Origin of the sequence: Floccifex porci (assembly GCF_009696175.1) — a bacterium.
GTDB classification, from domain to species: domain Bacteria; phylum Bacillota_I; class Bacilli_A; order Erysipelotrichales; family Erysipelotrichaceae; genus Floccifex; species Floccifex porci.
Window position 1 is genome coordinate 15,795 of the sequence record NZ_VUMM01000003.1, and the last position, 25,858, is coordinate 41,652.

The window sequence follows — 25,858 nt, forward strand, 5'->3', positions numbered from 1 at the left end:
TCGTCGAATTGTAAATATCGCGAACGATGGTATAAACCTCATCCTGTGAATAATCTCGAAGATGTGTTGCTGGAAACCCTCCAAGACGGATATAATCTGCAAGTTCTGCATGAACATCTTTTACTTCTGCATACTCTTTCCGGAAAGTCAGATACTCTTCAAAGGAAAGAGGGAAATACGAAAAGAAACATATCGTCCTGTAAGATAAGTTGAGATTTCCTTAGACATCATAAAAGAGTTGGATCCAGTTACATACAGATCCACATCGTAATCACTGGACAACGAATTCACAACCTTCTTTCACCCTTCAATCTCCTGTACTTCATCAAGAAAGAAGTAGGTCTTTTTATTTTCGCTAAGCTTTAATTTCACAGCTTCAAACATCTGCTTTGCAGTCATATCCTCATATTCCATGGAATCAAATCGCATGAATACAATTTGATCTGCAGAGATTCCTCTTTCATTCTGCAGTTTTTCCATAATCATATTTAATATTGTGGATTTTCCACAACGACGAACACCAGTGAGTACTTTTACAAGCTTCATATTCTTCAAATGATTTTTCCTGAATATAGTTTTCATCAATATAGCTTTTAATAGACTGATACAATTTTTCCGATAATACATACGATTCTTTTTCAAATACCACCAGATAGACCCTCATTTCATATTTCAATAAAAAATCATGAATCTGTTCAATGGCAATCTGTAACGCTCTTGGTTTTGGAAAACCATAATTTCCTGTTGATATCAAAGGAAAGGCAATGGATGAACAATGATACTGTTTTGCCAGATACAATGAATTTCTATAACAGGAAGCTAAACATTCTTCTTCCTTAAAAAGACCATTCTTCCATACTGGTCCTGCCGTATGAATCACATATCGAGCATTTAGATTATATCCTTCTGTAATACACGCATTGCCTGGTTCAATAGGGTCAATTTTCTTTCTGGCTTCCCATAAAGATGGGCTTGCTTTTTTATGAATGCCAGCATCTACACCCAAACCAACTACAGGATCGGGATTGGCAGAATTGACTATGGCATCCACTTTCATATTCACAATATCGTTTCGTATAATTTCTAAAGTCCTAAGATCCTCCTTATAATAAATCTATTTTATGAATGGCTTCACTGATAATATCCATCTGTTCAAATGTATTATAAAAATCCAGTCCTAAACGAATATATCCTCCTCTTCTTGTACAATGAATCTTGTATTCTTTACAGATTTCATCCACTTTATCTTCTTTATTTTCAGGATAATATATACAGATGATTCCTCCCTGATTCTTTTTATCCAGTTGAACAACTGGTAAATGAATATCTTTTATCTTATTCCTTAAATAATCTTCCAAAGAAAGAATATATTCTTCAATATCTTCCATTCCCAATTCCAAGATCCATTCCACCCCTTTATTTAAAGCCAGAATACAGTTATAGCTTAAATTTCCCGATTCAAATCGTCGGGCATCTTTATGCCATTCCAGATATTCAAAATTGGTTGTGATTGAAGGAGGACTGACATGGTTTTCTACACTTTGATACGAAGCATAAGAAGGAATGATCCTTTCTGTATATTTTTTATCGCAATACACAAATCCAGCTCCTAATGTGGACAATAATCCTTTGTTGGTACCCGATGCCATCCAGCCAATTCTCATTTTCTTAACATCGATATGCATTCTTCCTAAAGCCTGAATTCCATCCACACAGAATAAGATCCCTTTTTCTTCACAGATTTTTCCTAATGTTTCTAAATCCGCATAATATCCTGTACTGAACTGAATGGAAGAAATTGTTAACAGTTTTGTATGTTCATCGATCTGATTGACAATATCTTCTATTTGAATGCTTCCATTGATACTTTTAACAATGTGCAGATCTACCCCTTTATATTCATGAAGTCGGATCCATGGAAATAAATTGGCACTGTGCTCCTGGTCTACCAGTACGACATTGTCTCCTTTTTCAAATGGAAATCCATTGGCAAGAATCGATATCCCTTCACATGTATTTTTCACAAAACCAATCTCATCTGATTCACAATGAATCAATTGTGCAACTTTCTTTCGAGTGTCTTCTACCATATCCCATAATCTGGATACCACATCAGAATCAAAATCACAGATATATTCTTTCATAAAAGAAGAATAGACATTCTGTACACATAAAGGAGGCATCACCACTCGTGATACATCTAAAAAAATCTCATCGTTTAAAAATGAATATTCTTTCTGAATCTGTTTAAAATCTAACATAAATTCCTCCTAAAATAATGTTTCCTGTATAATTTTGTGTTTTTCTTCAAATGTATTTAAATATTCAAATATCTGATCATTGTCATGTACAATTCCATTTTTTTCACAAAAAGAATGAAAGATATGCATCAGTTCTTTATTTCTAAAACTAAGAACGGAATAGGAATTCCCATAATATTTTATATATTTCTCTTTTAATCCAGGAAAAGATCGATCCAATTGTTTATAAAAATATTCCCGATTTCCTTCTCTTAAAGTTAAACCCATTCCAAAACAGATAATTCCATAAACATTTGCCTTTTTACAGGCTTCCAGTATCTGTATCAGATTTTCTTTTGTATCATTTATAAAAGGCAAAATGGGACATAGCCATACAACAGCAGGAATGTTACATTCTTTTAAATGATGTAACACTTTAATTCTTTCCTGAGTTGTACAGACATTGGGTTCAATAATCTTACATAAAGAATCTTTATATGTTGTCAATGTCATCTGAATCACACATTTACTTTTCTCATTAATTTTTGTGAGAAGATCTAAATCTCTTACTATCAAATCAGACTTTGTGATCAGTGTAATTCCAAATCCATATTTATATACAATTTCCAGTGCTTTTCTGGTATGTTGAATTTCTTTTTCAATGGGAATATAAGGATCAGACATGGAGCCCATACCAATCATACATTTGTTTCGTTTTCTTCTTAAAGACATTTCTAATAATTCTAAAGCATTTTCTTTAATTTCTACATCTCTAAATTCATGATCCATCTGGTAACATTTACTTCTGGAATCACAATAAATACATCCATGTATACATCCTCTATACAGATTCATTCCATTACTGGAAGAAAGTATCCCTTTTACTTTTTTATAGTGCATCTTATTTTCCCTTTAATTCTAGTATAAAATCTGTACTTTTTCATTTGATTTAAATACGATTTTATCTTCCTCTATCTTTGCATGAACAGGTGGATTTAAAAAAATGGTTGAACAAAGGATAATAATTCCAAATATGACCGCAAAAATACATTCAAACATTAATCTTTTTCTTTTGGCCAAATCAAAAACAAAATAAAAGATGATAATGATGATTCCAATGATCGGAGTATAAAAGATTGATTCATAACCTGTCTTTTTTTATACAATAAAAAAAGACAGAACCATCGACAATTCTTACAGTCTATTTCTGTCATTTATTTAACATCTACTATTTTTTCTTTTCATACAATGTATGCATTCCAAATTTCCAGCATAGAAGCACACCAAATACAGCTCCTGTAACAGCCTGTAAAATCTGGAACGGGAACTCCAAAAGATGACAGAGCAATATTCATTGCCAGAAATACAGCTGTCAAAGTTAAATTAAATACATTACTTCTTTTCATAACAATCCTCCCTGATGGAAAACAGTATAGAAAAGATTCGAACCTATGAAAATAACCATAAATAAAATTTTTAATAATATCAGATTATAAATCAAAAGCTTGTGCCAGTACTTGTACAGCTTTCTCTTTATCTTTTTTCTCAATAGTCAAAGAAATAGAAATTTCAGAAGAGGTTATCTGATAATATTTGATTCCATTCTTTGTTAACGTATTTAATGTTTTTGAAGCAATTCCACTATGTGTTGAAATTCCCACTCCCACAACGCTTAATTTCACAAATCCTAAAATACGTTCAATTTTATAGCCAAATTCTTCTTCCTTATAATTCTGTAAAATCAGATCACTTTGTTTCTCATTGCAGTAAAAAGTAAAATTAATTTTATTGTCTTTGGAAATCTGTTGAGAAATCGTATCAATGTTTATATTCAGATCTGCAATCAGCTGAAAAAGATTTCCTAAATAAATTCCATCGTTTTCAATATTCAGAACTCTCATGATCGCATAATCTTCTTTTACTGAAATTCCAGTAATTGGCATATCTTCTAAATGTTTTGTTTCCATAATAAAAGTCCCTTTACTTAAATCGGTTTTTAACGCTCTTCCTAAATACAGCTGAATGTTGTATTTGCTGGCAATTTCTACACAGCGCGTTTCCAGTACGCCTGATCCTAAAGAGGCCATCTGCATCATCTCATTGTATGTGATTTCCTCCAGTCGCTTTGCCTGTGGATAGATTCGTGGATCGGTTGTATAAACGCCATCTACATCGGTATATATGTAACAGTTCCATCCCAGTTTAGCTGCCAGAGCCACTGCAGTTGTATCCGATCCACCTCTTCCTAAAGTTGTGATCTCGCCATTTTCTGTCGCCCCCTGAAATCCAGCGACAACAACGACTTTTCCCTGGTCTAACTGCTGTTTCAGATTTGTCAGATCTATGTCTTTAATACGTGCATGCGCATGATGATTGCTGGTGATAAAGCCTGCCTGGTATCCCGTTAAAGAAATCGCAGGAACACCCAAAGCTTCAATGGCCATGGCAAGAAGGGTCACGGTCTGCTGTTCCCCTGTAGATAATAACGAATCCATTTCACGATCGTTATTGGCATATCCCACTTCTTTGGCCAGTTGAATAAGGGCATTGGTTGTTTTTCCCATCGCACTGGCAACCACTACAATATCATGTCCTCTTTTCTTTATATCGGCAACGTGTTTGGCAATGGCTTTGATCTTATCAACATCTGCTACACTGGTTCCACCATATTTTTCTACAATCATACTTCGTATTATATCGAAAACCAAACCGTTTTCAAAGTTGTATTCTAAAAAAACAATGTTACAATATTTTTATGAAAATCTGGTTAACAAGACATGGGCAGACAAACTACAACAAACAGAAATTAATGCAGGGCCTAACCGATGAGCCTTTAAATGAAACTGGAATCCTGCAGGCAAAACAGGCACGAGAAAAAATTGGAGACATTCATTTTGATGCCATTTATGCCTCCAGTCTGGATCGGGCCATCACAACTGCTTCTATTATTGGAAATATTGAAAAAGAAAAGGTAATAGTGGATGATCGAATCATTGAAGTTAATTTTGGAAAATATGAGCTTCATCACTATTATTTATTAGGGCTTCGTTTTTCTTTATTCTGGGCTTTTCCCGAATTTTTTAAAGAACCTGAAAGTGTAGAGTCCATCTGTTCTATGGTAAAAAGAAGTTCTTCTTTTCTAAAAGAACTGGAATCAAAAAATTATGAAAATGTACTGATTGTCTGTCATGGTGGAATTATTAGAGCTTTATGTGGATATCTGGAAGATAAAGAAAATGGAATCAAATGGAGACCCAAACCACACAATTGTGAAATTCGTGTCTATGAATCCATAAATGGAAAACATAAAACGATTAAATATATAAAATGAAACACGATTTAACCCAGGGAAATATTTTAAGATCCATTATCCTCTTCACTCTTCCACTTTTAATTGGCAATTTGATGCAGCAGGCTTATAACCTGGTGGATACCTATGTTGTAGGAATGGCTTTAGGATCCAATGCTTTGGCTTCTGTTGGTTCCTGTTATACATTAATGACCTTTCTGATTTCCATACTTACTGGATTGTGTATGGGAAGTTCTGCTCTGGTTTCTATTTATTTTGGAAAGAAAGACTGGAATGTTTTACATCAGAGAATGAGTACTTCTTTTATCTGTATTGGCTTCTTTTCAATCGTATTACAGATCTTCTGTATTTTAAATATAGATTTTCTTTTAAATCTTTTACATACTCCTTCTTCTATTTTTATGATGACAAAAGAATATTTATCCATTTTATTTTATGGAATTTTCTTTTTATTTCTTTTTAATTTTTTTGCGTATATGACACGTTCTTTAGGAAATTCAATGATTTCTTTGATTTTTTTATCAATCAGTACCCTTATAAACATTATCTGTGACTTTTTATTTGTTTTTAATTTTCATATGGGAATTCAAGGTACGGCTTATGCGACATTACTGGCACAGTTTTTCAGTGCTTTATGTATGACTATTTACTGTATAAAAATTGAAAAAATCTTTTCCTTTTCTTTTCAGTTTAATGGAATCAAAGAAATTGTATCCAATTCATTGGGAGCCTGCATTCAACAATCCATTATGAATTTTGGAATTCTTCTGATTCAAAGTTTAGTCAATACATTTGGTCCTATTGTCATGGCTGCCTTTACGATTGGTGTAAAAATTGATACCCTGGCTTATATGCCTTTACAGGAATTTGGAAATGCGTTTTCTACTTTTACTGGACAGAATTATGGAGCCTGCCAATATAAAAGGATGGAAGAAGGAAAAAAGAAAGCTCTACAAATGATCATTCCATTCAGCCTTCTCACTTCTTTATGCATTGTCTTCTTTTCAGAATGTCTTATTCATATCTTTTCCAATGATTTAGAAGTTATTTCCATTGGAAGTGAATATTTAAAAATGGAAGGAAACTTTTATATTGGAATTGGATTATTATTTTTCTTATATGGCTATTTTCGAGCCATTAAAAAACCTTCAGTTTCCATTCTATTAACCATTATTTCATTAGGTCTAAGAGTAGTAATCTCTTATTGTTTAAGTCCTGTATTTGGATATACTATAATATGGCTATCCATTCCCATTGGATGGATAACAGCCGATCTAGCAGGCTTTTTATTATTAAAACAACTGAAACCAGGATAAAAGGGGGAATCCTGGTTTCTATGTTATTTATATCTTTTAAATTGACATCATATATGTTAAATTTCTCTTTTATGATTGATTTCCTTAAAGAAATCATAGCTCTTCTTTGGAATTCTTTCCTGAGTCTTGGTATTTAATTCCAGTAAACCATATCGATTTTTAAACGCATTTAATGCCGATACATTATCAATATATGACCAGATAAGATAACCCATACAGGACTTACATTGAAGAGCACATTCCAGATGTTCTTTTAAGAATTCAATGCGATAAGTATCCTGTATCTGTCCATTTTCACGATATCGATCTTCATTGGAAATACCAATTCCATTTTCCGATATAAACCATGGAATCTGATATTCTTCCTGTATACGTTTTTCCGCATCTAAAATAGCCTGTGGATAAATTTCCCATCCTCGATGGGAATTGAATCGACGATCGGGTTTAATATACAGGTCATAATATTTTTCAGGATGAAAGATCCCTTTAAATTCTGTTTCTTTCTGTTTGACCCGAATTGGAAAATAATAATCCAGACCTAACAAATCGATTCGATATTGATCAATGAGCTCCATATCTTCTGGTTTATAAGAAAACATACAATCGTTTTCTTTTAAGACATTCATAAATTCATCTGATATTTTTCCTTTTACATATGGATCCAGATAAATTCGAACCTGTAATAAATCCGCATAATACCAGGCTTCCAAATCTTCTTTTGAATCACTTCTTGGATAAACAGGTGTGTAATGAATCATAGCTCCCAATTTACCACCTGTCTGTTTCTGAAAAGGAAGATATTCCTGTTTGGCAATCGAAGTTGCGACCATTTTATGAAAATGTGCCTGGTAACATTTTTTCGGATCGTGTACAAATGGATACCATTTTTTATCCATATAGCCATTGTCAATTGGAATATTGGGTTCAGTAAACGCAAAGAAATAATGCACCCGATCACTGAAACATTCAAAGACTTTCCGTGCATAAATGCGATAATAATCCAGTATCTTTCGATTGCACCATCCATCAAATTCTTCTAAAAAGAGAGCTGGAAGATCCCAGTGTTCCAATGATATAAAAGGTTCCATTCCATACGATAAAATGGTATCGATCACATGATTATAAAAATCTTTAGCCTGTTCATTCACAATTCCTTTTTTCACATCTTTTAAAAAGTATGGCCATTGAATGGTAAAACGAAACACATTCATTCCAGCTTTTGCCATCCATTCAATATCTTCTTTATAATGATGAATAAAATCACAGGCATCCTGTACTCCTGTTTTTTCATACCATAAAGAAGGATCTTTCTGATAAAACAAATCCGCCCAGCTTGGATTTGAATTCTTATGATTGCCTTCAATCTGCCAGCTGGAACTGCTGGTTCCTATAAAAAAATTGTCTCTTATTTTCATATTGTTCTCCCTGATCTCATTATATCAAAAAAAGGAGATTATTTTTTCCCTTTACGATTTAATAAAATATAGATAACCGTCAGACACATTAAAGTTCCAATCACAATGATATACATGGTATTTACTTCGATAAGATGATTAAAAACGGTCAAATCACAATCCATGCTTTCTTTTAAAGACTGTATCAGTTCAAAAGGAATGTTTAAGGATTTCATTTCTTTAAAAATTCCATTGAAACAATGATTTCTTAATAAAGACGTTCCATAAGTTCCTGGTAAACATAATATTACTTTCTGTACAGCTGTTGAAAATTGAGAAATAGGCATATAAGCTCCACAGATAAATCCATATCCTGCCGAAATAATAGTTCCCACTGCCGATGCCTGTCCTTGTGTCGATAAAGGAAAGGTAATGCAGGAAGATAAAAGCGTACCAAATAACACCAGTAAGATCACATCGACAAATAAAGAGATTATATCGATAATAGATAAGTACCATCCCATATATTTCATATAGCCTAAACAGATAAAAGTAGCTACAATATTAATTAGCACAGAAGAAATAAAAGTCGCAATGGAATACGATAATGCGATTGTACTTTTTTTAATTGGTGTAATATCCAGATCCATTCGAATACCATTGGCTTTATCCTGCACCATCAGTAAATTGGAACAGAACGATACAGTAATACAGCTGACCGCAAGTAAAGAAGAAACCAGCTGTGCTGCCACACATCCATCAATTAAAGAAGACGATACATTAAAAATGGATAAACTGTCTTCAAATATAGAACGATATGTACTGCTTAAAAAGGTTCCATATAATACCAGTAATATGATTGGAGTAATTAAAGATGTTAAAAACATTCCTTTGTCTTTAAAATATAATTTTACATTTCGTTTTACTAAAGAAATCATAATCTTTCTCCTTCTAATTTTTTACCTGTAATATTTAAGAACACATCATCCATTTTTCCTTTTGTGATTTCATAATCAACAAATAAAGATGGATACTGGCAAATTAAAGAAGTGGCATCTCTGGTATTTTTAATTTCAATACGATACGCATCTTTGATTTTTTCATAAGGTAGAGCTAACATTTTAACCTTATCTTCACAAACTCCATATAAAGTAATATAATCGTTGGCATACTGATTTTTTAAGTCTAGAGGAGAGCCAGAAGCTACAATCTGGCCATGATCCAAAATCACCACAGAATCTGCACTGGCTGCTTCTTCCATATAATGTGTGGTTAAGAAAAGAGTCATTCCTTTTTCTTTTCGCAAATATTCAATAAAAGACCAAAGTACATTTCTTGTATGCGGATCTAGTCCCGTTGTAGGCTCATCTAAAATTAAGATTTCTGGATCGTGAATCAAAGCTCTGGCCACATCAATTCGTCTTTTCTGTCCACCGGATAATTTGGATAGACTACGATTTAAATAATCTTTAAACTGCAGCTGAATGGATAAAGTCTCAATGCGTTTCTGACATTCTTTTTTCGATAAACCATATAAAGATCCTCGATACAATAAATTGTCATAGACACTTAAATCTTTATCCAGTACCGAATTTTGAAAAACCACACCCAGTTTTCTTTTAATAGATTCTTTCTGTGTATCCAGATTGTATCCATCAATGATAACTTCTCCTGAATCTTTAGACAGTTGTGAACATATAATATGAATGGTTGTAGACTTACCTGCTCCATTCACTCCTAAAAACGCAAACAGTTCTCCTCTATTTACTGTAAAACTTAAATCATTTACGGCTTTTACATCTTTATAGCTTTTATTTAAATGTGAAATTTTAATAATTGGTTCCATATACTACTCCTTCGATGATTCTATTATAAAGAAACAAATCATAAAAAAATAGGTACATTCCTACCTATTTTGTGTTGATTTTTAAGCTTTTTTCACGATTTTTTGTAGCTTCTTTTACCAGTGTATATAAACTGGAAGTCACCGGAACACTGAACAACATCCCTAAAATTCCTCCAATGTTTCCTCCTATGGTTACCGCAGCCAGTACCCATATTGCCGGTAAATTGATCTTGCTTCCTACTACTTTTGGATAGATCATATTTCCTTCAATCTGCTGCAGAACCAGAAAGAAAACCACAAAAATCAAAGCTTTGAATGGACTGATTGTCAAGATCATAATAAATCCAACAATGCATCCGACAAAAGCTCCCACAATGGGAATCAAAGCCGTTACTCCTACCAGGGCTCCAATCATAGGTGCATATGGCATTCCCAGAATCAGCATACCGATCATACATAAAGTACCTAATATAATGGCTTCAGTTGCCTGTCCTGCTACATACAGTTTAAACACATTGTTGCACACTTCACAGACATGAATAAAATAGTTCGCAAACTTTTCTGGAATCCATGCACGAATCAGACGTCCTGTCTGTTTCATTAATTTTTCTTTACTGGATAAAATATAAATGGAAAAAATCAGTCCCACAAAGAACGTAATAAATCCACTGACAACCGAACCAATCATGTTGGCTGCATGATTCACAAAATTTTTTCCAAAGGACATAAACCATGTTTCAACTGAAGACTTAATGGCCATCCAGTCAATATCAATGGATGCGATCGCATCGGAAACAAAATCAAAACTGGATGCATCCAACCCTTCCAGTTTATCAATGCTGTTTAAAACAATATCTATGATCAAAGAAATGGCTTTTGCCAGTTCAGGAACCACCAGTACCGATACACCTGCAAAGATACCCAGCACCAAAACAATCGATAACACGATGGACAATGGACGAACAAATCGATTCATTTTTTTCTTTAACAGTTTTTCAAAAAAGCCCATAGGAACATTTAAAATCAGGGCGAAGATCATTCCTAAAAATAAAGGCCCTGCATATCCGATACATTTTGATACAAACTGAGCAATATCATTAAAATATTTAATGCCTAAAAAGATTAGAATACAGCAGGTAAAAATTCCAATGATCCATTTTGCCAGTTTTTTTAATTTCTCATTATCTTCTAACATATCTTCATCCTTTCAGTTGAAAAAAGTATATCATATTATAAATTCGATTGCGATTTTTCAATCTTTTCAATCGTATCCTTTTTTATTTCTTCTCTTACTTCTAAAAGATAATCATTAAAAGATACCTGATCATAGGCATAAGTCCTGTTCAAGTCGTATTCTAAATTTAGCCAGGTAGATATATCCGAACAATTGTGCTGAAATACAGCTTCCATTTTATCAATGGATTTATATATTTTCGATTCTAAGCTTTTCTGTTCTTTCATTTCCAGAAATAAAGATTTTAATTCCATTGAATACGCTTCAGGTAAAGAATTGACCCATTGATTCAATTGTTCTTCTTCTATTTTTTCATCCATTTTACTTTTTTCAAATACAGGAATATCTCCTGTAAAAGCTTCTGATAAATCATGAATCAGACACATCCGAATTACTTTATCCATATCTGCATCTAAAAATTCATCTTTCATAAAATAAGCCATTAATGCACACATCCAGCTATGTGCAGCCACACTTTCAAATTTTCCATTTGAAGTCTGACAATGTCGAGCTTCTCCTTTTAATTTTTCCGCAACCGTTAAAACATCCAATAATTCTCTAGCTTTCATTTTCAATGATCCTTTGTATGCTCTTTTCATCTAATAAATTCACAGTTATGAATTTTTGATTATAGAATGCACCAAAATTATTAAAAACACAAGGTAAATTTTTCGCCATTTCCAATGAAGTCACATGAATCAGATGATAAGGAATCAAATGCGAATCACAATAAGATTGAATCTGTTTTATTTTCTGATCAATAAAAGGACACTGATCACTGTAATAAATGGTCAGTTCTTTTTCTTCGATTTTCTGCGTAACACTCTTTGAAAAAGAAGGTATCCTTCCATCCAGAGAATAAGCCAGTAACTCATAACCATCACAAGTTGTATCCACTACCTGAAAACCAAAAGACTTGGCAAAGCTTTGATTGGACAGCCAGTTTTTCTGTTTTTTAGATCCCAGCATGCAAATTCCTGAATACCCTTCTTCTTTAGCCTGTGATATACAATGTTCCATCAGCTGCTTGCCATATCCCTGTTTCTTAAACGGTGAATTGACCCATAAACAGTAAATATACAGATAGTTCTCTCCTGTAACAGGAACCCAGCTGTATTCCAAAGGTGCATATTCAATAAAGCAGCAGCCTTTCTGATTCAGTTTATAAAATACATGCCCATGCTTAAGCTGCCAAGATAACCATTCTTTTTTTGATTGAATCCCTGGATGTTTGCTTCTTGAACGAATGATGCAACAAATATGTTCTTCCTCTAAATTTTCTTCCGTAAGCTGTATAAAATCATTCATAATTCAAATATTCCTTTATATCAATAACTTTTAAGCCTGCCTCTATACATTTTTGTACAAAGATTCCATTTCCTTTTATTTTTGTATGCGAAAAAGACCCATCATAAATTTCATTGACACCACAGCTTGGCGAACGAGACTGAACAATGATCAGATCTGCATGAAAATCCATTACTTTTTTCAAACAGACCTTTGCTCCTTTTTCAAAAGAAGAAGTCACATCCACTCCTTTACAACTCATTACTTTTCCATTTAGAATTTCGCAACAATCTCTGGGAATGGACAATCCTCCTTCTACTTCTGGACAAATGGAAAGAATTTCATGTTTTTCGATACGCTTCAACAATTCCGAATTAAAATTATTTCCCCCATTGTATTTACAATTTTCTCCTAGTAAACAGGCACTAACCGCAATTTTCATTTTATCCCTCCGGAATGATAATGGCAGAGGCAATATATACCAGCAACCCACTTCCAGCTGCTAAGGCAAAAATAACCCATAATAAACGAATCAAAGTGGGATCGACATCAAAAAATTCCCCCAATCCTCCACATACTCCTGCAATCATCTTATTCTGATTGGATTTATATAATTTACGATTCATATCATTCTCCTTTCAAAAAGTCTCTACGAAACTGAGAAGGGGTAATTCCTTCTTTCTTTTTAAATACTTTGGTAAAAACACGATAATCATTGTATCCACACTGATCGGATATATCACTGATGGCATCATCCGTAGACAACAACAACTTCTTTGCGTGTTCAATACGAATGTTTGTCAGATAAGTTAAAAAGCCTACTCCAATTTCAGACTTAAACAACTGTGAAATGTATTGTGCATTTAAATGAAATTCCTGTGCCAGTACATTCAAACTGACATCTTCCTGTAAATGATTCTGTAAATATTTCGTAATGGATACAATCATTCGATCTTTCTGTTGTGAATCCTTATTTTCTTTTTTGGACTCAAATAAAGAAATCTTTAAATTGTCGATACAATTCCCAAATTCTTCATAATTCACTGGTTTTAAAATATAATCGGTAATCTTTAATTTTAATGCCTGACGACAATATGAAAAATCATCATATCCAGAAACGATCACAAAGGCAGTATCTGGATGCTTGATCCTTGATAGTTCAATCACTTTTAAACCATTCATAATCGGAATATTTATATCCATAATTACTATATCTGGTTTTAATTCATCAATTTTTGATAAGGCTTCCAGTCCATCACTGGCCTGGCCAATCACCTGGCAATCGTGAGCTTGCCAATCAAACAATTTAATAAATCCCTGTCGAATAATAATTTCATCATCTACCAGTAATACATTCAGCTTTTTCATATCTTCTCCTGTTCAATGGATAAACGTATATGTGCAACCGTTCCATTTTCATCCTGGGTATACGATAACCCGCTTTCTTCTCCACATAACAATTTAATTCGTTTCTGCACATTCAATAAACCAATGCTGTTTCCATCCAGCCTGAATTCCTGTTTCGCATAATTCTTCAACATAGAATCCACCTGTTCTTTCTTTTCTACAGAAAACCCATTTCCTGAATCCTGTATCTGAATTTCCATAAAATTTGAATCCACTAAAAATGCTTTGATTTTTATTTTTCCTTTGTATCCTTTATTTTTTAATCCATGCAGAAAACTGTTTTCCACTAAAGGCTGACAAATAAAATTTGGAACCAGTTTATCTCCCAGTTCAGGATCCACTTCATATTCACATTCAATCTGTGGATATCGATAACACATCAGTTCAATATACGCTTCCAATAAATCCATTTCATCATCCAGAGCGACCATCTGGCGATCTACTTTTACACTCAAACGAAAGAAATCAACCAGTCGCATCAGTAAATTGGACACTTCTTTATCTCCATTTAATTGGGCTTGTATTCGAATGGTATCCAGCGTATTGTATAAAAAATGAGGATTGACCTGACTCTTTAAATACAACATGGACATTTTCTGTTCCACCAGCTGTCCCTGAAGATAAGCCGGATTTTCAAGCGTCAGATAAAAAGATAAAGTCATCAAGGTCAGACCCATTCCACTGATCAGAGTGATAGGCTGAATGACCTGTATGACACACACAATAAATTCAACCATCAACGCAAAACCAATAACCGCTCTTTCTTTCTTGGTTAGCTGTTCATAATTTTTTAATAAACAGAAAATACATAAACATAGATAAAGAAATACACAGATGTATACGACAAATACATAGGGTCCATATGAATAATTTCCCTGACTGGTTTCTACATAATGGATAGGTAAAACCAAAGCAGAAAAGATGCATAGAATCAGTATGAATACTGGAATCCGATTTCTTTTTTTATCGGGTTGTGTCAATACAGAAATATATTTATAGAATAGATATACCGCAACAATCATAGAGCTGATAAAGATACGATGAAGGATTTCATTGATCAAAGCAGGAATCGTATCTAAATGATTAACGGTATAAATTGTAATGGCATCAAAAATCAGATTGATCAATACTACGACCAGTAAGACTGAAAATATATTGTGCAGCGTATTTTTCTGTCTGAATGTAGAAAAATAAAGAATTGCGACAAGGCATAAAATTAAAATTAAAGCCACTTCCATTCGAATCATACTATCACCTGATATTATTGTATTAAAAGAAAGTGAAAATAAATAGCTTTGATTTATATAAAAATGTGTTAATTTTACTAATCTATGTATAATAAAATATATGGAACGAGTAAAAATTAAAGACATTGCCCAGCAGCTGGGTGTCAGTACTGCCACAGTATCCAATGTGATTCATGGGAAAACAAATAAAGTATCTACACAGACAATTGAAAGAGTACAAAAGGCTTTAGAAGAAAACCAGTACATTCCCAGTATGGCAGGAATTTTACTAGCACAAAATTCAAGTAAGATCATTGGAATCTTTATAAACGACCATGAAAAATATGAAGGAAATGTATTCAATGATTTCTTTATTTCTTCTTCTTTAAATGAATTGTCAAAAGAAATTGAAAAACATAATTTTTTTATGATGATCAAAAAGACAAAAGATCCCTATGATATCGTTCAGTTTTCTTCTATGTGGAATTTGGAAGGTGTCATTATGATTGGTTTCTGTGAGCAGGATTATCATTATTTAAGAAATCAGATTCATATTCCATTGGTCATTTATGATGGATTTTGTGAACAAAGTGATCGATTTGTGAACATAATGATAGATGATACCGATGGTGGCTTTCAGATGGGTCAATATTTGGCTTTAAAACATGATAAAGCTTTATGTATTACCGATAATTTAGAAGATATGGATCTGAATCGATACAATGGATTTCAAAAAGGTTTCCAGAAAGAAATTCATCTATTCCTGGTTCCCATGGAAAAAGAAAAAAGATGGAAATATTATGAAGAAAACTTTGATCACATTCAACAAGCTACCTGTGCTTTTGCCTTATCCGATTATTATGCGATTGATTTTATGCATTTTCTGAATGAACACCATATTCCCATTCCTGATTCGATGAGTGTAGCCGGTTTTGATAATACTCTGTTATGTGAAATGGTTCATCCTTCTTTGACAACCATTGAACAGAACATTTCTTCCAGAGCCAGAATTGCGATTCAATCGATTCTTGCACTAAAAGAAGGGATGAAAATACAGACACAAATTCAATTACCTGTTAAATTAATTGTCAGAAAGAGTACAAAATAAGGTTATGCGTTTAACCTTTGCCTTCTCATTTTAAACAAGCTACAATTCATATGGAGGAATTCTATATGAAACGCAGCTTTTTTTATTCTGTATGTATATTAGCCATTCCAGTGGCATTACAATCCATGCTTCAATCTTCTTTTTCCATTGTGGATCAGATCATGATTGGACAATTAGGAAGCACAAATGTGTGTGCAGTTGGACTGGCCGGTAAATTTTCTTCGATTTTTACCGTTATTATCAGTGCCATTGGAGCAGTAGCTGGAATTATGATTTCACAATACATTGGACAGAAAAATTCAATGGAAGTGAAAAAAAGCTTTTATCTGAATCAATTCATATCCTTTCTTTTAGCCTTTTTATTTTTATTCGCATCTCTTTTCTTTTCTGAAAAGATCATTCGATTCTATATTCAGGATACAGAAACGATTCAGCAAGCCAGTCTATATCTGAAAATCTTTTCTTTCTCTTTTATTCCTTATGCCTTTGCGACATTATTTTCAAGTTATTTACGATGCATTGAAAAAGCACAGATTCCACTTTATATCACTTTATTCAGTGCTTTATGCAATACCATTCTGAATTATTTTCTAATTTTTGGCAAAGGTATCTTTCCTTCTATGGGCATTAAAGGAGCTGCCATTGCATCGGTTCTTTCTCAATGGCTGAACTGTATTCTTTTATTTCTTTTTGTATACAATCATACATATTTAAAAGACAAAGTAAGCACATGGAAATTCCCATTCCAGCAGTATATTACGATTTTATTTCCGATTCTTGCCTGTGAATTCTTATGGAGCGTTGGAGAGAATGTATATGCTTCAATATATGGACATCTGTCCATTGAATCCAGTGCTGCTATGACATTAACCAATCCGATACAAGGATTATTGATTGGAGCGCTATGTGGTTTATCCAGTGCTGCCAGTGTTATCATTTCTAAGCTATTAGGACAAAAAGAATACGAAGATGCTTATCAGTCTTCTGTAAAAATCTTAAAATATGGATTGTTTGCTTCCGTTGGTTTATCCATTATCGTCTTATTCACTCGTTCTACTTATGTTCAGATTTATCAGGTGGATACACTGACAAAACAATTAACCACACAGATTCTATTGGCTTATGCTCTGATTGCCCCTTTTAAAGTGGAAAATATGATTTTAGGATCAGGAATATTACGAAGTGGAGGGAAAACAAAATATGTGATGTATATTGACATCATTGGAACTTATGGATTTGGTATACCATTGGGATACATCGCTGCCTTTGTATTCAAACTATCCATTCCTTATGTTTATTTTATTCTATCTTTAGAAGAATGTGTTCGCTTCCTTTTATCAATGATCGTATTTAAAAAACGAAAATGGATACATACATTAAAATAAGAATGTGAAATCACATTCTTATTTTATCTTCGACTAGATCCTGCAGTGTAATGTTGTTGAAATAATCATATATTTTCTTCTGAAAATCTTCCCATAATGGAAGTGTCTTACAATTGTCTTTTCTGGGACAAGGATCACTGCCACATTCAAGACAAGCGACAGGTGCCAGATCTCCTTCTGATATCTGAAGGATTTCCTTGACTGTGTAATCTTTTGGATCTCGCATTAGACGATAGCCTCCTTTATTGCCATGGACACCTTCCACCAGTTTATTTTTGGAAAGAGAAGGCATGATCCTTTCTAAATATTTTAAAGAAATACCCTGTCGATTGGCCACTTCTTTCATAGGAACATAGCCTTCACTGGCATTTTGAGCTAAATCGATCATTACCCGCAGTGCATATCTTCCTCTTGTTGATATTTTCATAACTATGCGAACAATGGTGTAGAAAGATAACGATCTCCTGTATCTGGAAGAAGCACAACAATCGTCTTTCCTTCATTTTCTTCACGTTTTGCCAGATCAATGGCTGCTTTTAAAGCCGCTCCAGAAGAAATACCCACTAAGACTCCTTCTGAATGCCCCATCAGACGTCCATATTCAAATGCATCTTCATTGGATACTGGAATAATTTCATCATAAACCTGAGTATTTAATACATCTGGAACAAAGCCAGCCCCAATTCCCTGAATTTTATGTGCTCCTGATTGTCCTTTTGATAATACAGGCGATGTTTCTGGTTCAACCGCAACAACTTTAATTTCTGGATTTTTGGATTTTAAATATTCACCAACACCCGTAATGGTTCCTCCTGTTCCAACTCCAGCTACAAAATAGTCCACTTTTCCTTCTGTATCTTCATAGATTTCAGGACCTGTTGTTTCACGATGAGCCTGTGGATTGGCAGGGTTGGTAAACTGGGAAGGAATAAATGAATTTTCAATTTCTTTGGCCAGTTCTTCTGCTTTAGCTATGGCTCCTTTCATTCCTTTTGAACCTTCTGTTAAAACCAGTTCAGCCCCATATGCCTTCATCAGCTGACGACGCTCAACTGACATTGTTTCCGGCATAACAATGATAATTTTATACCCTTTCATCGCTGCAACACTGGCTAAACCAATTCCTGTATTTCCACTTGTCGGTTCAATAATGACAGAACCAGGTTTTAATTTTCCACTGTTTTCTGCATCTTCGATCATTTTGCGTGCAATACGATCTTTTACCGATCCAGCTGGATTTAAATATTCCAGTTTTGCGACTATTTTAGCTTTTAAGTTTAACTTTTCTTCAATATGAGTCAATTCCAATAAAGGAGTTTTCCCAATCAGCTGATCTGCACTTTTATAAATCATAACATCCTCCATTACCTACTTTTGTGGTTGGTTTTAATATAGTCCTTATTCTATTTTATGTCAACACTTTTTTTGATATAATTTCTATAGAAAAGGAGTACATTATGACAAACAAATACAAAGGAACACAAACTGAAAAAAATCTGATGGAAGCATTTGCCGGAGAATCCCAGGCAAGAAATAAGTACACTTATTTTGCTTCCAAAGCAAAAAAAGAAGGATTCGAACAGATTTCTGCTTTATTCTTAAAAACAGCTGACAACGAAAAAGAACACGCAAAGTTGTGGTTTAAAGAATTAAATGGAATTGGAAATACGGCAGAAAACCTATTAAGTGCAGCAGAAGGTGAAAATTACGAATGGACAGATATGTATGATGGATTTGCCAAGACAGCTGAAGAAGAAGGATTCGTTGAACTGGCAAAGAAATTCAGAATGGTAGGTGCCATTGAAAAACATCATGAAGAAAGATACCGTGCTTTATTAAAGAACGTTGAAATGGCTGAAGTCTTTGCGAAAAGTGAAGTTAAAGTATGGGAATGCAGAAACTGCGGACATATCGTAGTCGGAACAAAAGCTCCTGAAGTTTGTCCGGTCTGTGATCACCCACAAGCTTATTTTGAAATTCATGCTGAAAATTATTAGAAAGGATAAGTCACAGTTTTAACTGTGGCTTTTGTGATTTTTATGGAATATATCCAGATAACCGAACAGAATATTGAAAGAGAACATATATGCTGTGCCATCTCTAGCAGCAATGATATCCAGGTTCTTTCAAAAAAAGAATGGCTAAAAGAAAGATTTAAAGATGGTTTAGTCTTTTTAAAAAGGAAAGAAAGAGGAAAATGTTTTATAGAATACATTCCCTGTGAAAATGCCTGGATTCCAATTGTTGCCAAAGATTATATGTATATCAATTGTTTATGGGTTGCTGGCTCATTAAAAGGACATGGTTATGCCAGTGAACTATTGAATGCCTGTATTTTAGACAGCAAAGAAAAACATAAAAAAGGAATCTGTATTTTATCTTCCAGTAAGAAAAAACCTTTTTTAGCCGATCCTAAATTTTTAAAACATAAAGGATTTTCTGTATGTGATCAAAGCGATAATGGCATTCAACTTTGGCATTTATCTTTTCAGGATGAAGAAGATCTTCCTCAATTTAAAGAATGTGCAAAACATCCTCACATTGATGAAATGGGTCTGGTTTTATATTATACAAACCAGTGTCCATTTAATGCGAAATATGTACCTGTTTTAGAACAGATCTCAAAAGAAAAAGAAATTCCTTTTAAAACCATACATATTACCAGTAAAGAACAGGCTCAAAACGTATGTACACCAATCACAACTTATTCTTTATTTTATAATGGTAACTATGTCACAAATGAGCAGATGAATGATAAAAGATTTTTAAAACTTCTATTGACTCTTACATAATGGTAGAGATTAATCTTTAAGTGAGCTCAATAATCCATGGAGGAAAAAACATGTTAAAAATTGGAGAATTTTCAAAACTATCCAGAGTCAGCATTCGTATGCTTCGTCATTATGATGATATCGGTTTAATAAAACCTTATTTTATTGATCCATCCAATGGATATCGTTATTATCAGGAAGAACAATTGTTTATTATTGGAAGAATAACTTCTTTAAAAGAGATGGGGTTTTCTTTATCGGACATCATCCAAATCATAAATTGTTACGATCGAAAAGAAAAAATTGATACTTTTCTATTGGATAAAAAATCAGAATTAAGAAAAGAAATGGAAGAATACGAATATAAAATACGACTCTTGGATTCCGCTTTGAAAAGACTAGAGAAGGAGTCACTTATGAAATTTGATGTCAATGTAAAAACAATACCAGAAAGATATGCTGCCACAGTACAAATGGTTATTCCAAGATATGAAGAAGAAGGCCTGTTGTGGAGTAAACTAATGGAATGTAAAAATCTAATACCGGATGACCCCTGTTTATCCGCTGCTGTATTTCTAGATAAGGAATACAAAGAAGAAAATGTAGAAGTCATGATCTGGATGAGCGTAAAGGGAAAATACGAAGATACCGAACACGTAAAGTTTAAAACTTTACCTGCTATTAAGATCGCAAGCTGTATTTTAAAAGGAAGCTATCAGGGAATGAATGAAGCCACTGCTTCTGTTGTTTCCTGGATCAAAGACAATGGATATCACTGTAATGGCCCAATGTTTAATATTTATCATGTCAGTCCTGCTCAAAGTCAGAATCCAGATGATTTTGTTACGGAAGTTTGTTTCCCTATTGAATAAAATCCTTTATACTTAATTTATGGAAAAGTATGAATTGTATTTTAAAGATATTTTTCTTGGAAACCTGATGATTAACGAAGGAAAATATTATTTTGAACCCAATCAATCCGGAGTCAATCAGGCAAAAGAAGAAACGGTACTGATTGTAGAAATATTAAAGGGAACCCATGGTTTTATCGATCCCATTCCTTTCTTTAAAAATCGAATCGATACCATGAATAAATTAAAATCAAATGAAATACAATATCATACAGATTATTTTGTATTAAAAAAAGTCCTATGAAATTTTAAAATTTCATAGGTTTTTTTCTTCTATTTCTTTGATTTTCTGGATTCTCTTTATATGTCTTTCTCCATTTGAAAATGGTGTATTTAAAAAGGTGTGTACGATATCTTTTGCGGTTTCAATACCAGTTGTTCTCTGTCCTAAAGCCAGAATATTGGCATCGTTGTGTTCTCTTGTCAGCTTTGCCATTGTTGTATCAGTGCATAAAGCACAGCGAATGCCTTTCACTTTATTGGCCGCAATGGAAATTCCAATTCCTGTTCCACATAAAAGAATCCCACAGTCTACATTCTGATTAACGACCAGATCGGCTACTTTTCTGGCATAATCTGGATAATCCACGGATTCTGGTCCATCACATCCAACATTGATGACTTCATGTCCTTCCTTAACCAGCATATCCAGAATTTCATTTTTATAAACATAAGCTCCATGATCGTTTCCAATTGCGATTTTCATAACATCCTCCCTTTTATATTATTTAGCTTTTAAAGACAACATTTCACGATTTCTTGATGCTTGTCTTTTCTGTTTAAAATCAATAAACTGTTGAACGGCATTCTGATCCACCATTCCCAATTCTTCCAGCTGGTCAATGATTACCAGAACATCCGCAATTTCTTCATTTAATTTTTCATACATTTTTGAGTCTTTTGGAAATCGTTTTACTTTATTAACGGCTTGTATGGCTTCGGCAAATTCTTCCATTGCCATACAGGTAATATCGTTATATCCCCATACCTGATTGGTTTCTTTAACCGTATTGCTGTTGATTTGAACTTTCATGTAAAATACCTCTCTTTTTTATATTATACTTTAAAAAGCATAGAATTGCTTAACTTTATTTCGCACAAAAAAGCCGATTGTTCATCGACCTATCTTATCTTTTCGACAAATGGAAGGAAACGGACATGTTTCACATTTCGGATTTCTGGATGTGCATAAATATCGGCCAAAGAAAATCATATCATGATGTCCCTGATTCCATCGATTTCGATCCACTTTCCGTTTTAATTTTTCTTCTACTTTTTCCACACTGTCATAAGGTTTTGCCAGACCCAGTCGTTTTGAAACTCTTTCTACATGCGTATCCACCGCAAAAGAAGGAATATCAAAAGCAACTGAACGAACCACATTGGCTGTTTTTCTTCCCACTCCCTGTAAAGACATTAATTCTTTATAGGTAGAAGGCACTTGTCCATCAAATTTTTCAATCAGATCTTTTGAACATTTTTTTAAAGACCTGGCTTTATTTTTATACAATCCAATGGAATGAATATACGATTCTATATCTTTAATTTCAGCTTCTGCCATAGCTTTCGCATCTGGATAGGCTTTAAATAAAGCGGGTGTTATTTTGTTGACCGAAACATCGGTTGTCTGTGCCGATAGAATCACCGCAATCAACAATTGAAAGGGATTCTGGTGTACCAGTTCACATTGTGCATCTGGAAAAATCTTTTCGATTTCATCTAATATTTCATTGGCATTCATCGTTTTCCATTCTCCACATCCTGAACTGACAGTCCTTTATTCATCCATGAAATCAGAATTCTTTCAATATAGTTCAAATCAACTTTTTCATAAACCACAGCTTCATTCAAAGCACAAATGACTCTTCTTTCATCGTAAGTAGAAGCCATATCCAGTATTCTCTGCATTTCATAAGAAGATAAAGGACGTTTAAATTCATATTCAAAAGTTTCAAGTAAAGATGCTTTTAAAGGAATTCCTTTAGGTTTTTCCTGATAAACTCCTTCAATATTAAAAATAACATTTCCATCACTCATATCAATGGATAAATATCCATTATTGGACAAAGACAAAAAGATTTCTTCAACTTCATCCACTTCAATTTTTAATTTGTCCGCAATAATTTCATGAGTGATCATCTGATGAATTTCATTATAATAATCAATTAACAGAAGTACGAGCGCTTCCTGTGCATTGACATGAAGTTTTTCTAAATTTTCAAATATCCAGTTTCGACGATTAAAATAATTGGTGTTAAAAACGCTCATCTATATTTCCCTTTCATATACACGCACAAATGAATCAAAATCAATTAAGATCATATAATCCGTTCCAACAATTTCATAACACGGATTGTTGTATCCATAACCCAATTCAATGGTTTTACAGTCTACATTATATTCTTCTTTGGCAACATCTTTTGCCTTTTCATAATTCAGATCAGATATTTCTCTTTTTGTGATCGTATCTCCATTCTCATCAAACCAGTATAATGTATCGTTCGTATAACCATTAAAAGTTACATAATCAAAGATATGACAGGTTAACCCTTTGATTCCTTCCACTCTTTTTTCAATTTTAGAAAGAATTTTCTCATTTTTTTCTTCCTGAATACGACTTGGCCCACTGATAAATAAAGACCAGTTTAAACTGATAATAAGAAATAATACGATGCATAAAATAAAAGTCAATCGAAAGGATCCTTTATTTTTCATAGAAAGCCTCTATAAAAGAACGAACCAGTTTTGCACTCTGATGGCTGGCAAGAGAAACATATTTTGAAAATTCCATAGCATTCTCATGATGATAAATGGTATCACTAATGGATCGAACAATTACATAAGGAATCTGAAATGCACTGGCAACCTGTGCAATGGCACCTGCTTCCATTTCCGAACAGATTGAATCTGGAAAATTTTTTATCAGCTTCTGAAAATCTTCTTCTTTTTGCATAAAAAGATCCTGTGAAGCAATGGTCCCCACATGATACGGAATGTGGTTGGCCTGACAGGCTTTTATACAGGATTCCTTTAAAGAAGCATCTGCCTGAAACGACAATCCCAATCCAGAAGGCCCGTCAATGGGTGTAGTATCGTAATCGGCCTGAACAATGGTATCACTGATAATTAGATCCAGTACGTTTTCTTCTTCAATCAGTCCTCCAGCTGTCCCAATATTAATAATGGCTTCCAAACAATGATTCATGCACAATAAAGTAGTTGACATACTGGCCATCCCTTTTCCCACTCCACTTTTACATAGAACCACATCTTTATCTTTGATCGTTCCATAAATAAATTCACTTCGTGCAATTGTCTGTTTCGATGTTACATTCACAAACTTTTCAATTTCAGTAATTTCGGCATCCATTGCAGCAATAATTCCAATCATAACAACCTCCTGCATACATAAAAATATTTTTCCCCTTCCTGAATTCCCTCTAAATCAAAATCCGTAGTGACTTTCAGGATTTCAAAATATTTTTTTAATTCTGTTTCCAGCCATTCTGGCGTATACACTCTTTGAATGTGATGTTCCTGAACAATTTTTCCATCATCCAGATAAAACGCAAAATCCTGATAGATGTAATCGTCTTCCGAAAGAATCGACCATTGGTACTGACAATCTTCAAAACATCCTGTTTCATTAAATTCTTCTTCAAATTCGACCAGACGATCTAAAGAATGTGAATCGAAGAAAAACAATCCATCTTTTTTTAAATGCATAGATACTTCTTTAAAAAACAAAGACACTTCTTCTTTCGAAAGAATATAATTAAAACTATCGCATAAACATGTAATGACATCGTATGTATTCAAATTGGATAAATTTTTCATGTCCTGACAATAAAACTGAATTTTATGTTTTTTATCTTTTTCTTTTGCCGCCTGAATCATACCCTGACTTAAATCCAGGGCACTGACCTGAAACCCGTTTTTAGCTAACAAAAGAGATATTTCCGCACTTCCACAAGCTAAATCCAGTAATTCACAGGGGGAAGATACTGAATCCATTATCCAATTCACCCAGGCCTGTGTAGCCTGGTCATCTTTTACCAGTTCATCGTAATAGAAAGACAATTTATCATAAATCATAACGTTTTACTGGAACATCGCAATACAGACGATCCAGCTGATACACCTGCCTTTCTTCTTTTACAAATAAATGAACCACTGTTTCATTTAAATCCATTAAGATCCACTTCGAAGCACTGTCTCCTTCCATACGAATGGATTTTTTATATCCAGCTTCTTTTAAACGATCTTTTATATTGGTGGCAATCGCATAATTCTGACGAAGATTATTCGTAGAACATACGATCATTGTATCGATAAAAGGCGTTAATGTACGCATATCATACACCAGTATATCAAAACCTTTTTTTTCACTGATTGATTTTAAAATCACTTCATTAAAATCCAT

General features: G+C 33.6%; 34 protein-coding genes and 1 pseudogene. 8 read left to right on the plus strand and 27 right to left on the minus strand.

Annotated elements, in window-relative coordinates; translation table 11 throughout:
- Window positions 1-147: 147 nt before the first annotated feature.
- From FYJ50_RS10630 to FYJ50_RS02470, 7 genes and pseudogenes are all read right to left on the minus strand, one after another.
- Window positions 148-546 (minus strand): annotated as a pseudogene (locus tag FYJ50_RS10630) (ATP-binding protein).
- Complete coding sequence (locus tag FYJ50_RS10635; RefSeq protein WP_154459459.1) at window positions 461-1,057, minus strand: macro domain-containing protein; 597 nt, start codon at window positions 1,055-1,057, stop codon at window positions 461-463. Before FYJ50_RS10635 ends, FYJ50_RS10630 begins: the two are co-directional and overlap by 86 nt.
- Window positions 1,058-1,103: 46 nt before the next feature.
- Window positions 1,104-2,261: an aminotransferase class V-fold PLP-dependent enzyme gene (locus FYJ50_RS02450; protein ID WP_154459460.1), complete on the minus strand. Its 1,158-nt coding sequence runs from the start codon at window positions 2,259-2,261 to the stop codon at window positions 1,104-1,106.
- A gap of 9 nt (window positions 2,262-2,270) precedes the next feature.
- Entirely contained in the window at window positions 2,271-3,140 is an 870-nt protein-coding gene (locus FYJ50_RS02455) for an SPL family radical SAM protein (RefSeq protein WP_154459461.1), read from the minus strand.
- A gap of 18 nt (window positions 3,141-3,158) precedes the next feature.
- Complete coding sequence (locus FYJ50_RS02460) at window positions 3,159-3,299, minus strand: hypothetical protein (protein ID WP_154459462.1); 141 nt, start codon at window positions 3,297-3,299, stop codon at window positions 3,159-3,161.
- Between the two features lie 182 nt (window positions 3,300-3,481).
- Complete coding sequence (locus tag FYJ50_RS02465) at window positions 3,482-3,646, minus strand: hypothetical protein (protein ID WP_154459463.1); 165 nt, start codon at window positions 3,644-3,646, stop codon at window positions 3,482-3,484.
- Window positions 3,647-3,730: 84 nt separating this feature from the next.
- Complete coding sequence (locus FYJ50_RS02470; RefSeq protein WP_154459464.1) at window positions 3,731-4,924, minus strand: aspartate kinase; 1,194 nt, start codon at window positions 4,922-4,924, stop codon at window positions 3,731-3,733.
- Between the two features lie 71 nt (window positions 4,925-4,995).
- Here FYJ50_RS02470 and FYJ50_RS02475 point away from each other — a divergent pair, with 71 nt between their 5' ends.
- On the plus strand, window positions 4,996-5,571 hold the full coding sequence (locus tag FYJ50_RS02475; RefSeq protein WP_154459465.1) for a histidine phosphatase family protein: 576 nt from the start codon (window positions 4,996-4,998) through the stop codon (window positions 5,569-5,571).
- Window positions 5,568-6,866, plus strand: a complete 1,299-nt coding sequence (locus tag FYJ50_RS02480; RefSeq protein ID WP_154459466.1) for an MATE family efflux transporter — start codon at window positions 5,568-5,570, stop codon at window positions 6,864-6,866. The genes FYJ50_RS02475 and FYJ50_RS02480 overlap by 4 nt, the downstream gene beginning before the upstream one ends.
- A 56-nt stretch (window positions 6,867-6,922) precedes the next feature.
- Here FYJ50_RS02480 and FYJ50_RS02485 read toward each other — a convergent pair whose 3' ends face one another.
- The 10 genes from FYJ50_RS02485 to FYJ50_RS02530 form a co-directional block, all read right to left on the minus strand.
- Window positions 6,923-8,281: a glycoside hydrolase family 1 protein gene (locus FYJ50_RS02485; protein WP_154459467.1), complete on the minus strand. Its 1,359-nt coding sequence runs from the start codon at window positions 8,279-8,281 to the stop codon at window positions 6,923-6,925.
- Between the two features lie 38 nt (window positions 8,282-8,319).
- Window positions 8,320-9,198, minus strand: coding sequence for an ABC transporter permease (locus FYJ50_RS02490; protein ID WP_154459468.1), 879 nt, complete (start codon window positions 9,196-9,198; stop codon window positions 8,320-8,322).
- Window positions 9,195-10,106 carry an ABC transporter ATP-binding protein gene (locus FYJ50_RS02495; protein ID WP_154459469.1) on the minus strand — a complete coding sequence of 304 codons (912 nt, stop codon included), beginning with the start codon at window positions 10,104-10,106 and terminating at the stop codon, window positions 9,195-9,197. Before FYJ50_RS02495 ends, FYJ50_RS02490 begins: the two co-directional genes overlap by 4 nt.
- 64 nt (window positions 10,107-10,170) lie before the next feature.
- Window positions 10,171-11,301 (minus strand): AI-2E family transporter, encoded by a 1,131-nt coding sequence (locus FYJ50_RS02500; protein WP_154459470.1) that lies wholly within the window; start codon window positions 11,299-11,301, stop codon window positions 10,171-10,173.
- Window positions 11,302-11,336: 35 nt separating this feature from the next.
- Window positions 11,337-11,909 (minus strand): HD domain-containing protein, encoded by a 573-nt coding sequence (locus tag FYJ50_RS02505; protein WP_154459471.1) that lies wholly within the window; start codon window positions 11,907-11,909, stop codon window positions 11,337-11,339.
- Entirely contained in the window at window positions 11,899-12,648 is a 750-nt protein-coding gene (locus FYJ50_RS02510) for a GNAT family N-acetyltransferase (protein WP_154459472.1), read from the minus strand. The genes FYJ50_RS02505 and FYJ50_RS02510 overlap by 11 nt, the downstream gene beginning before the upstream one ends.
- Window positions 12,641-13,069 carry a 2-thiouracil desulfurase family protein gene (locus FYJ50_RS02515; protein WP_154459473.1) on the minus strand — a complete coding sequence of 143 codons (429 nt, stop codon included), beginning with the start codon at window positions 13,067-13,069 and terminating at the stop codon, window positions 12,641-12,643. The genes FYJ50_RS02510 and FYJ50_RS02515 overlap by 8 nt, the downstream gene beginning before the upstream one ends.
- Window position 13,070: 1 nt before the next feature.
- Window positions 13,071-13,253 (minus strand): PspC domain-containing protein, encoded by a 183-nt coding sequence (locus tag FYJ50_RS02520; protein WP_154459474.1) that lies wholly within the window; start codon window positions 13,251-13,253, stop codon window positions 13,071-13,073.
- Window position 13,254: 1 nt separating this feature from the next.
- Window positions 13,255-13,995, minus strand: coding sequence for a response regulator transcription factor (locus tag FYJ50_RS02525; RefSeq protein ID WP_154459475.1), 741 nt, complete (start codon window positions 13,993-13,995; stop codon window positions 13,255-13,257).
- Window positions 13,992-15,281: a sensor histidine kinase gene (locus FYJ50_RS02530; RefSeq protein ID WP_205946388.1), complete on the minus strand. Its 1,290-nt coding sequence runs from the start codon at window positions 15,279-15,281 to the stop codon at window positions 13,992-13,994. Before FYJ50_RS02530 ends, FYJ50_RS02525 begins: the two co-directional genes overlap by 4 nt.
- A 100-nt stretch (window positions 15,282-15,381) precedes the next feature.
- Here FYJ50_RS02530 and FYJ50_RS02535 point away from each other — a divergent pair, with 100 nt between their 5' ends.
- Both FYJ50_RS02535 and FYJ50_RS02540 read left to right on the plus strand, forming a co-directional pair.
- A complete protein-coding gene (locus tag FYJ50_RS02535; protein WP_154459477.1) occupies window positions 15,382-16,368 on the plus strand; it encodes a LacI family DNA-binding transcriptional regulator in 987 nt (328 codons plus the stop codon).
- Window positions 16,369-16,433: 65 nt separating this feature from the next.
- Window positions 16,434-17,753, plus strand: a complete 1,320-nt coding sequence (locus FYJ50_RS02540) for an MATE family efflux transporter (RefSeq protein WP_205946389.1) — start codon at window positions 16,434-16,436, stop codon at window positions 17,751-17,753.
- A gap of 10 nt (window positions 17,754-17,763) precedes the next feature.
- On the opposite strand, the gene FYJ50_RS02545 is transcribed toward FYJ50_RS02540, so the two are convergent.
- Both FYJ50_RS02545 and cysK read right to left on the minus strand, forming a co-directional pair.
- Window positions 17,764-18,180 (minus strand): RrF2 family transcriptional regulator, encoded by a 417-nt coding sequence (locus FYJ50_RS02545; RefSeq protein ID WP_154459479.1) that lies wholly within the window; start codon window positions 18,178-18,180, stop codon window positions 17,764-17,766.
- 2 nt (window positions 18,181-18,182) lie between these two features.
- The gene (gene cysK / locus FYJ50_RS02550) at window positions 18,183-19,106 is read right to left on the minus strand and encodes a cysteine synthase A (RefSeq protein WP_154459480.1); all 924 of its coding nucleotides are present in this window, start codon (window positions 19,104-19,106) and stop codon (window positions 18,183-18,185) included.
- Between the two features lie 104 nt (window positions 19,107-19,210).
- Between cysK and rbr the strand changes: the two genes are divergently transcribed.
- The 4 genes from rbr to FYJ50_RS02570 are packed head-to-tail and all read left to right on the plus strand — an operon-like array spanning window position 19,211 to window position 21,679.
- Window positions 19,211-19,750, plus strand: a complete 540-nt coding sequence (rbr, locus tag FYJ50_RS02555) for a rubrerythrin (protein WP_154459481.1) — start codon at window positions 19,211-19,213, stop codon at window positions 19,748-19,750.
- Window positions 19,751-19,792: 42 nt separating this feature from the next.
- On the plus strand, window positions 19,793-20,545 hold the full coding sequence (locus tag FYJ50_RS02560) for an N-acetyltransferase (protein WP_154459482.1): 753 nt from the start codon (window positions 19,793-19,795) through the stop codon (window positions 20,543-20,545).
- Window positions 20,546-20,595: 50 nt separating this feature from the next.
- Window positions 20,596-21,396: a MerR family transcriptional regulator gene (locus FYJ50_RS02565; RefSeq protein WP_154459483.1), complete on the plus strand. Its 801-nt coding sequence runs from the start codon at window positions 20,596-20,598 to the stop codon at window positions 21,394-21,396.
- 19 nt (window positions 21,397-21,415) lie between these two features.
- Window positions 21,416-21,679, plus strand: coding sequence for a hypothetical protein (locus FYJ50_RS02570; protein ID WP_154459484.1), 264 nt, complete (start codon window positions 21,416-21,418; stop codon window positions 21,677-21,679).
- A 12-nt stretch (window positions 21,680-21,691) separates the two neighbouring features.
- Here the strand turns inward: FYJ50_RS02570 and rpiB are convergent, their stop codons facing one another.
- The 8 genes from rpiB to rsfS form a co-directional block, all read right to left on the minus strand.
- A complete protein-coding gene (gene rpiB, locus FYJ50_RS02575) occupies window positions 21,692-22,141 on the minus strand; it encodes a ribose 5-phosphate isomerase B (RefSeq protein ID WP_154459485.1) in 450 nt (149 codons plus the stop codon).
- 18 nt (window positions 22,142-22,159) lie between these two features.
- Window positions 22,160-22,468: a nucleoside triphosphate pyrophosphohydrolase family protein gene (locus tag FYJ50_RS02580; RefSeq protein WP_154459486.1), complete on the minus strand. Its 309-nt coding sequence runs from the start codon at window positions 22,466-22,468 to the stop codon at window positions 22,160-22,162.
- 81 nt (window positions 22,469-22,549) lie between these two features.
- Window positions 22,550-23,176, minus strand: coding sequence for an endonuclease III (nth, locus tag FYJ50_RS02585; RefSeq protein ID WP_154459487.1), 627 nt, complete (start codon window positions 23,174-23,176; stop codon window positions 22,550-22,552).
- Window positions 23,173-23,703 (minus strand): DnaD domain-containing protein, encoded by a 531-nt coding sequence (locus FYJ50_RS02590; RefSeq protein WP_154459488.1) that lies wholly within the window; start codon window positions 23,701-23,703, stop codon window positions 23,173-23,175. Before FYJ50_RS02590 ends, nth begins: the two co-directional genes overlap by 4 nt.
- Entirely contained in the window at window positions 23,704-24,150 is a 447-nt protein-coding gene (locus FYJ50_RS02595) for a hypothetical protein (RefSeq protein WP_154459489.1), read from the minus strand. It lies immediately after the preceding gene.
- Window positions 24,140-24,826: a 5'-methylthioadenosine/adenosylhomocysteine nucleosidase gene (locus FYJ50_RS02600; RefSeq protein ID WP_205946391.1), complete on the minus strand. Its 687-nt coding sequence runs from the start codon at window positions 24,824-24,826 to the stop codon at window positions 24,140-24,142. The genes FYJ50_RS02595 and FYJ50_RS02600 overlap by 11 nt, the downstream gene beginning before the upstream one ends.
- Window positions 24,823-25,530, minus strand: coding sequence for a class I SAM-dependent methyltransferase (locus FYJ50_RS02605; protein ID WP_154459491.1), 708 nt, complete (start codon window positions 25,528-25,530; stop codon window positions 24,823-24,825). Before FYJ50_RS02605 ends, FYJ50_RS02600 begins: the two co-directional genes overlap by 4 nt.
- Window positions 25,520-25,858, minus strand: coding sequence for a ribosome silencing factor (gene rsfS / locus FYJ50_RS02610; protein WP_154459492.1), 339 nt, complete (start codon window positions 25,856-25,858; stop codon window positions 25,520-25,522). Before rsfS ends, FYJ50_RS02605 begins: the two co-directional genes overlap by 11 nt.

What these genes read in the sequence shown, in the direction of transcription:
- FYJ50_RS02530 (WP_205946388.1), bottom strand. Translation starts at nt 15,281, where the DNA reads ATGATTCGAATGGAAGTGGCTTTAATTTTAATTTTATGCCTTGTCGCA.
- FYJ50_RS02595 (WP_154459489.1), bottom strand. Translation starts at nt 24,150, where the DNA reads ATGAAAAATAAAGGATCCTTTCGATTGACTTTTATTTTATGCATCGTA.
- FYJ50_RS02590 (WP_154459488.1), bottom strand. Translation starts at nt 23,703, where the DNA reads ATGAGCGTTTTTAACACCAATTATTTTAATCGTCGAAACTGGATATTT.
- FYJ50_RS02455 (WP_154459461.1), bottom strand. Translation starts at nt 3,140, where the DNA reads ATGCACTATAAAAAAGTAAAAGGGATACTTTCTTCCAGTAATGGAATG.
- FYJ50_RS02475 (WP_154459465.1), top strand. Translation starts at nt 4,996, where the DNA reads ATGAAAATCTGGTTAACAAGACATGGGCAGACAAACTACAACAAACAG.
- FYJ50_RS02540 (WP_205946389.1), top strand. Translation starts at nt 16,434, where the DNA reads ATGAAACGCAGCTTTTTTTATTCTGTATGTATATTAGCCATTCCAGTG.
- FYJ50_RS02505 (WP_154459471.1), bottom strand. Translation starts at nt 11,909, where the DNA reads ATGAAAGCTAGAGAATTATTGGATGTTTTAACGGTTGCGGAAAAATTA.
- rsfS (WP_154459492.1), bottom strand. Translation starts at nt 25,858, where the DNA reads ATGGATTTTAATGAAGTGATTTTAAAATCAATCAGTGAAAAAAAAGGT.
- nth (WP_154459487.1), bottom strand. Translation starts at nt 23,176, where the DNA reads ATGAATGCCAATGAAATATTAGATGAAATCGAAAAGATTTTTCCAGAT.
- cysK (WP_154459480.1), bottom strand. Translation starts at nt 19,106, where the DNA reads ATGATTTATAAAAGTGCAGATCAGCTGATTGGGAAAACTCCTTTATTG.
- FYJ50_RS02480 (WP_154459466.1), top strand. Translation starts at nt 5,568, where the DNA reads ATGAAACACGATTTAACCCAGGGAAATATTTTAAGATCCATTATCCTC.
- FYJ50_RS02515 (WP_154459473.1), bottom strand. Translation starts at nt 13,069, where the DNA reads ATGAAAATTGCGGTTAGTGCCTGTTTACTAGGAGAAAATTGTAAATAC.
- rbr (WP_154459481.1), top strand. Translation starts at nt 19,211, where the DNA reads ATGACAAACAAATACAAAGGAACACAAACTGAAAAAAATCTGATGGAA.
- FYJ50_RS02450 (WP_154459460.1), bottom strand. Translation starts at nt 2,261, where the DNA reads ATGTTAGATTTTAAACAGATTCAGAAAGAATATTCATTTTTAAACGAT.
- FYJ50_RS10635 (WP_154459459.1), bottom strand. Translation starts at nt 1,057, where the DNA reads ATGAAAGTGGATGCCATAGTCAATTCTGCCAATCCCGATCCTGTAGTT.
- FYJ50_RS02485 (WP_154459467.1), bottom strand. Translation starts at nt 8,281, where the DNA reads ATGAAAATAAGAGACAATTTTTTTATAGGAACCAGCAGTTCCAGCTGG.
- FYJ50_RS02545 (WP_154459479.1), bottom strand. Translation starts at nt 18,180, where the DNA reads ATGAAAATATCAACAAGAGGAAGATATGCACTGCGGGTAATGATCGAT.
- rpiB (WP_154459485.1), bottom strand. Translation starts at nt 22,141, where the DNA reads ATGAAAATCGCAATTGGAAACGATCATGGAGCTTATGTTTATAAAAAT.
- FYJ50_RS02565 (WP_154459483.1), top strand. Translation starts at nt 20,596, where the DNA reads ATGTTAAAAATTGGAGAATTTTCAAAACTATCCAGAGTCAGCATTCGT.
- FYJ50_RS02535 (WP_154459477.1), top strand. Translation starts at nt 15,382, where the DNA reads ATGGAACGAGTAAAAATTAAAGACATTGCCCAGCAGCTGGGTGTCAGT.
- FYJ50_RS02570 (WP_154459484.1), top strand. Translation starts at nt 21,416, where the DNA reads ATGGAAAAGTATGAATTGTATTTTAAAGATATTTTTCTTGGAAACCTG.
- FYJ50_RS02605 (WP_154459491.1), bottom strand. Translation starts at nt 25,530, where the DNA reads ATGATTTATGATAAATTGTCTTTCTATTACGATGAACTGGTAAAAGAT.
- FYJ50_RS02510 (WP_154459472.1), bottom strand. Translation starts at nt 12,648, where the DNA reads ATGAATGATTTTATACAGCTTACGGAAGAAAATTTAGAGGAAGAACAT.
- FYJ50_RS02525 (WP_154459475.1), bottom strand. Translation starts at nt 13,995, where the DNA reads ATGAAAAAGCTGAATGTATTACTGGTAGATGATGAAATTATTATTCGA.
- FYJ50_RS02490 (WP_154459468.1), bottom strand. Translation starts at nt 9,198, where the DNA reads ATGATTTCTTTAGTAAAACGAAATGTAAAATTATATTTTAAAGACAAA.
- FYJ50_RS02580 (WP_154459486.1), bottom strand. Translation starts at nt 22,468, where the DNA reads ATGAAAGTTCAAATCAACAGCAATACGGTTAAAGAAACCAATCAGGTA.
- FYJ50_RS02460 (WP_154459462.1), bottom strand. Translation starts at nt 3,299, where the DNA reads ATGTTTGAATGTATTTTTGCGGTCATATTTGGAATTATTATCCTTTGT.
- FYJ50_RS02560 (WP_154459482.1), top strand. Translation starts at nt 19,793, where the DNA reads ATGGAATATATCCAGATAACCGAACAGAATATTGAAAGAGAACATATA.
- FYJ50_RS02495 (WP_154459469.1), bottom strand. Translation starts at nt 10,106, where the DNA reads ATGGAACCAATTATTAAAATTTCACATTTAAATAAAAGCTATAAAGAT.
- FYJ50_RS02500 (WP_154459470.1), bottom strand. Translation starts at nt 11,301, where the DNA reads ATGTTAGAAGATAATGAGAAATTAAAAAAACTGGCAAAATGGATCATT.
- FYJ50_RS02520 (WP_154459474.1), bottom strand. Translation starts at nt 13,253, where the DNA reads ATGAATCGTAAATTATATAAATCCAATCAGAATAAGATGATTGCAGGA.
- FYJ50_RS02600 (WP_205946391.1), bottom strand. Translation starts at nt 24,826, where the DNA reads ATGATTGGAATTATTGCTGCAATGGATGCCGAAATTACTGAAATTGAA.
- FYJ50_RS02470 (WP_154459464.1), bottom strand. Translation starts at nt 4,924, where the DNA reads ATGATTGTAGAAAAATATGGTGGAACCAGTGTAGCAGATGTTGATAAG.
- FYJ50_RS02465 (WP_154459463.1), bottom strand. Translation starts at nt 3,646, where the DNA reads ATGAAAAGAAGTAATGTATTTAATTTAACTTTGACAGCTGTATTTCTG.